The following is a 4,863-nucleotide window of genomic DNA, read 5'->3' on the forward strand; positions in this document are numbered from 1 at the left end:
TCTATACTCGTATCTTACTGAGGGGCTCTATTTTTTTCAAACCTGATATTTAACAATCTACAGGAATGCTAAACTGCCTCGTTAGTTCAACAAGAAAAAGCTGCCTCAATGACAGCTCTGATCTTAAACTCAAGCACCCGTTTGTTGAAGATGGGTCAATCCAATAAGGTTGAAATCTGGAATTCAGTCTTTCTTTTATCTTTATACTGTCGTTAATTTATTTGTTCTTTTAGATTTAATGTTCCAACTTTAGGTTCCAACATAATTTCAGTTAAATAGGTCCTTTTAAGCCAATCATTTACTAATGAAATAAGAGTGCTATCTAATGGTTTATCTAAGTTTTTCATATATATTTTTTTGATTTTAAGAAACGAAAGATCTTCTTCTTGGTTTCGAAGTATATGGTTAAGCCCTTCTAAAATATGATATTCAGATGGTCCTTTTACTAAACTTGCAATTTTTTTCGCATCATCAGGATTTACTTGAAGGTCTTTCGAACCTGTTATCGCAAGGACTGGACATTCAACGAAAGGTAAATCGTCTCCTACATCATACTGATGATGTTCTCTAATCCATTTTGCATTAATTTTTACCATACTTATCCTCATTACCGTTTTTTTGCTTCGATTCACTTTATCCATTGTCTTCTTATTTTGTTTTACAGCTCTTTGGTCTGCTTTCAAAACACGTAATAACCATCCCAAGAACCCTTTTTTCATTTTAATTTCCTCAGAAAATTTCCCCAATTGATAATCAATGGCTTCTGATAGGCTACCAACCGCTCCAGAAAGGAATACAATTCCGTCAACTGGTTCTATTTTGTTTACAGCAGGTGCAAGCAAGCATCCTTCACTGTGTCCCATTATAATAATCTTATTGTTATCTATTTGAGGATGGTTTTTTAAGAAGCGAATTCCTGCGACTGCATCGTTTACTAAATCCCACATTCCGCATTCTAGATAAGACCCTTCGCTTTCTTTTACACCTCTCTTATCGTACCTTAATGAAGCGACTCCTATTTCTGAAAAATACTTTGCAAAGGTATTAAATACGTCGATATTTTTAATACCTTTGACATTAGAATCTCTATCTCCTGGTCCTGAACCGTGTAACATAATAACCGCAGGAAATTTTCCATCTTTTTCTGGCAAAGCTAAAGTGCCTTTTAATATTAAATCACTTTTAAATTCTACTTGTTTTTCTATCAAGTCTTTTTCCCCCTATTAAATATAAAATTCTAGACCTGTATTTACCAATATAAACCAAAATACTAACTGAGTCACTAAAATACTAATAAATTTAATGCAGACGATTTCTTTTGGTAAGGGTAATTTCCCGTTACTTCAATAAAAAAGAAAGCTGCATTAACAGCTCTGTCTATCTTCCCTTAAAGCACCTGATTATTTAATATGAATCCTGGCTTCCTTGCTACAAAGTTATTAACCCTTAAACGTTTATATACCAACAAAAATAAGCCATCTAATTCAAATGCGAATTAGGTGGCTATTTGCATTACTTTTTGTCTGTTTTGTACACCAAAAGAGAACCCGTTAATATATTAGTGGGCAGCTTGTTTTTTAGATGAAGACGATTCCTTAACTAGGAAAGTCATATTTTTTATGACTTTGTGAAGGAATGTATTTAAACTAATCTGCTCCTTTAGTTGAATAAGAAAAGCAACCAGTTTATTGGCAACCGTTTTCTTTCACAAAAGCCCCCGATAGCATTCCTGTAGATCGTTATTTTTCGACTTTGAAAAAAATAGGGCTCCTCAGTAAGATATGAGTATAGACACCACTCTAACTCACAACTTTAGGAGGAACCCTACTATGAAGTTAGCTTGCCTAACTCTTACAAGTTTAGTGAGACTAACAGCAAGCTATTTTACAATTTCTAATTGGTGTATAATAGTGTGAAGAAATTGTATTTTAACGGGGTGGTAATGTAAATGAAGATTTTGTTTGATGAAACTTACACTTCAAATGACGGAAAGCGAACAAGCAGAAATATTTGGTATGGAGATGCTGATATATCTGTTGATGGTGAATATGGAAAAAACATTAATCTTAATGAAGATTTTATGGATAATTTATGCGAAATAATAAAAAATGACTTATCTAAAAATGCAGCGAATAAGCCTACTGAAACTAACTGGTATATTTATGGAAGTGGTGTAACTCAGGACGCTATTGGAGACAATATCCGTCCGACAATTATGGTTCGTGAGAGGTGTGACGAGTTTATAACTAATTTTAATATCAGTGACCACGATTTTGCTGTAAATATTGATGCTATTCTGTTGTTTAAGGCGGATTTTGAAAAACGTTTAGCTAGTCATTGAGGAGTAATATCACTATATGCATTTTCAAACTATTTGAGGGGATGATTTCATAATGAATTCATTCTCCTTTTTCATATGGTGGGAGTCTTTTTGTGTGGAGGAAAAGGACATTTAATAATACAGATTGTGAATAATTACACTTAAATTAAACTGACCGTTAGTGCAATAAAAAAAGGGATCGTAGCAGCCATCCCAATCTTTAACTCTTGCACCCGATAGCTTAAGAAGGATTATTGATTTCTTGCAACAATAATTCTAAATCATATTTCAAGTTACTTCTTGTCTCTTTATCAAATTCTCCTTGTGCTTCTTGTATAGGGTATTTTTGTTTATGAATTATATAATGTTTTAGTTTTAAAAAAGTGGTTAAAGGAAAATCGTGTTCATTCCAATCTTCTCTATAGCCCATAATTCCGTGCCTTTTTATTAGTGCATCTATTTCCTTTAACACAATTCTTAAAAAATCGTCATATGGGCACTCTGTATCCATTAAAATTTCTGAGGTATCTAAGTTGAAATCATCTTCATAATATACAGCTTTTATAATTAATCTGTTGTTTTCTCTTAATTCAAAAGTCCACTCTATTTGCTCTGGTTCTCCATCCCATTTACATTCAGTTTCTTGCCTAATCTCATCTTTAGGAACACAAAAAGAGTTTAAAAGCATTAGTGACCTTAAAAAATCATATAAACAATCTGTTAAATAACTTGCTGTAAATTCTAATTTCTGTCCATTAACTTCAACAATACAAGTAGCCCATCCAATTCCACTAAGATAATATTTAAACTTCACTTCCATCTCACCTACTTCGATAGTTAATCACTACATTAATGTTATCACTATTCCTTGTTCAACTAAACTGCACGTTAGTACAACAAGCAAAAAGATCGCCGCAACGATCTCCATCATTAACTATTGCCCCCGTTACTTCAATAAGCTATTACAGTTTCCAATTAGGGTCTTTCACATCATTTTCATTTGGTTTTCTTACAAACTCAATACACCTTTCCTCACAAGCACCAAATAAGATATAGTTTTTCCGTGCTTGCCTTAAAGTGGGGATATTTGCACCACCCCCATAATCAGGGTCATCATATTGAACTCCATCATCTTCCCAAAAGCAGATACTACATATGTCATATGTTCCAGGAGGTTCTTCATCTAATGTTTTATAGCCACAACAAGGACAAGTATATTTCATCTAATCACCCCAATAATAGCATTTACCTTCTTCCGCCATACTGCTCCGTTAGTGGAACAACAAAAGCTCTACTCCTTACTGAAGTAAAGCACCCCGTTACTTTAAGTACATCCCTTCACAATCTTGGGTTAGTGTTTCAACACCAACAAAAAAGAACGGACTTATATCGGTTAAACAATTGATTTTACGTTAGCTTTTTTATGCCTATAGCCCCCGTTTATATTATTTATTTGGATATCCATTCATATTGAATATCAGGTAAATTTTCTTCATTTTCATGTCCTCTACCAATGATTTTAAATCCATGCTTTTCATAAAATCGTTGTGCGTTTTCATTTACTTCAAATGTGTATAATGTTAATCTCCCACTTGATTGTTCTTTTACTTTGTCAAGTAATGTTTGACCTATACCAATTCCTTGATAATCAATATGAATATACAGTTGGCTTATTTCCCTCTCATTATAGGCAATCATTCCAACTACCTTTTCATCAATTAACGCTAAATCTATTTGACACTGTTCAGGTAATATATGATTTAAAAAATAAACGTGATTTTCAAAGCTATGAATTCCTTTCTGACCAATAGCCTGTTCCTTACTATCTCGCCACATATCCACTGTCTGTTCTGCATACTTGGGATTATACTGAGTTATTATGAATTTGTGTTGGTTCACTACAATACCTCCTTAAGATTTATTAACTGCTTTATATGTTGTTTTCTGTTATAAAATCGATGAATACTACCCGATGCGAGTACTTTATTTTATAAAATTTCTTTCTATCTTATTTCATTATCCTGCCCGTTAGCACAACAAGAAAAAAGACCGCCACAGCGATCATTTCTTTAACTCTTGCACCCGTTACTTCAATAAGAATAATCGTCGATTTTAAAGAAGTTGTCCATGTAAAATACGTGATAATACAAAAATAATAAATCCAAACAACACTAATTTTACATGCTTTGATTTGCTTTTCTTTTGATTATTCTTCCTATTTTTCATGTCTATAATTAACATATTAATCAAACTAATAAACATTATTAAAATCCCTATAAATGCCATTAAATAAAACACGAAATCCTTCATTTTCGTCTCCTATTATAAGTTATTTAAGAAAGGTAATTCCTTGTTCAACTCAAGCACCCTTTAGTTGAATAAGGTAAATGCGACTCATTGCTATTGGAGCTCGCAAATGATACTAGAAGAAAAATGAAACTTTACTTCTATTCTCTCTTCTCGAAATAGTGGATAGGGCAGATCTCAATCCTCCAATCAAACTGCTCACCTGCATCCAATTGTGTTGTTGGATGTAAGGAAGC

Annotated in this window: 5 protein-coding genes; 1 reads left to right on the top strand and 4 read right to left on the bottom strand. The window is 33.0% G+C overall.

The window, feature by feature from the left end; all coding sequences use genetic code 11:
• Positions 1-212: 212 nt before the first annotated feature.
• Positions 213-1,208 carry an alpha/beta hydrolase family protein gene (locus AB7942_RS29995; RefSeq protein ID WP_088089884.1) on the bottom strand — a complete coding sequence of 332 codons (996 nt, stop codon included), beginning with the start codon at positions 1,206-1,208 and terminating at the stop codon, positions 213-215.
• A gap of 740 nt (positions 1,209-1,948) precedes the next feature.
• On the opposite strand from AB7942_RS29995, the gene AB7942_RS30000 reads away from it, so the two are divergent.
• Positions 1,949-2,341, top strand: coding sequence for a hypothetical protein (locus tag AB7942_RS30000; protein ID WP_369449714.1), 393 nt, complete (start codon positions 1,949-1,951; stop codon positions 2,339-2,341).
• Between the two features lie 220 nt (positions 2,342-2,561).
• On the opposite strand, the gene AB7942_RS30005 is transcribed toward AB7942_RS30000, so the two are convergent.
• The 3 genes from AB7942_RS30005 to AB7942_RS30015 all read right to left on the bottom strand — a co-directional run bounded on the left by AB7942_RS30005 (position 2,562) and on the right by AB7942_RS30015 (position 4,219).
• Entirely contained in the window at positions 2,562-3,140 is a 579-nt protein-coding gene (locus AB7942_RS30005) for a hypothetical protein (RefSeq protein WP_369449715.1), read from the bottom strand.
• Between the two features lie 142 nt (positions 3,141-3,282).
• Positions 3,283-3,543, bottom strand: coding sequence for a CPCC family cysteine-rich protein (locus AB7942_RS30010; protein ID WP_369449716.1), 261 nt, complete (start codon positions 3,541-3,543; stop codon positions 3,283-3,285).
• A gap of 226 nt (positions 3,544-3,769) precedes the next feature.
• Positions 3,770-4,219 (bottom strand): GNAT family N-acetyltransferase, encoded by a 450-nt coding sequence (locus AB7942_RS30015; RefSeq protein WP_369449717.1) that lies wholly within the window; start codon positions 4,217-4,219, stop codon positions 3,770-3,772.
• Between the last annotated feature and the right edge of the window lie 644 nt (positions 4,220-4,863).

The organism is Neobacillus sp. BF23-41 (assembly GCF_041106275.1).

What these genes read in the sequence shown, in the direction of transcription:
- AB7942_RS30000 (WP_369449714.1), top strand. Translation starts at nt 1,949, where the DNA reads ATGAAGATTTTGTTTGATGAAACTTACACTTCAAATGACGGAAAGCGA.
- AB7942_RS30005 (WP_369449715.1), bottom strand. Translation starts at nt 3,140, where the DNA reads ATGGAAGTGAAGTTTAAATATTATCTTAGTGGAATTGGATGGGCTACT.
- AB7942_RS30010 (WP_369449716.1), bottom strand. Translation starts at nt 3,543, where the DNA reads ATGAAATATACTTGTCCTTGTTGTGGCTATAAAACATTAGATGAAGAA.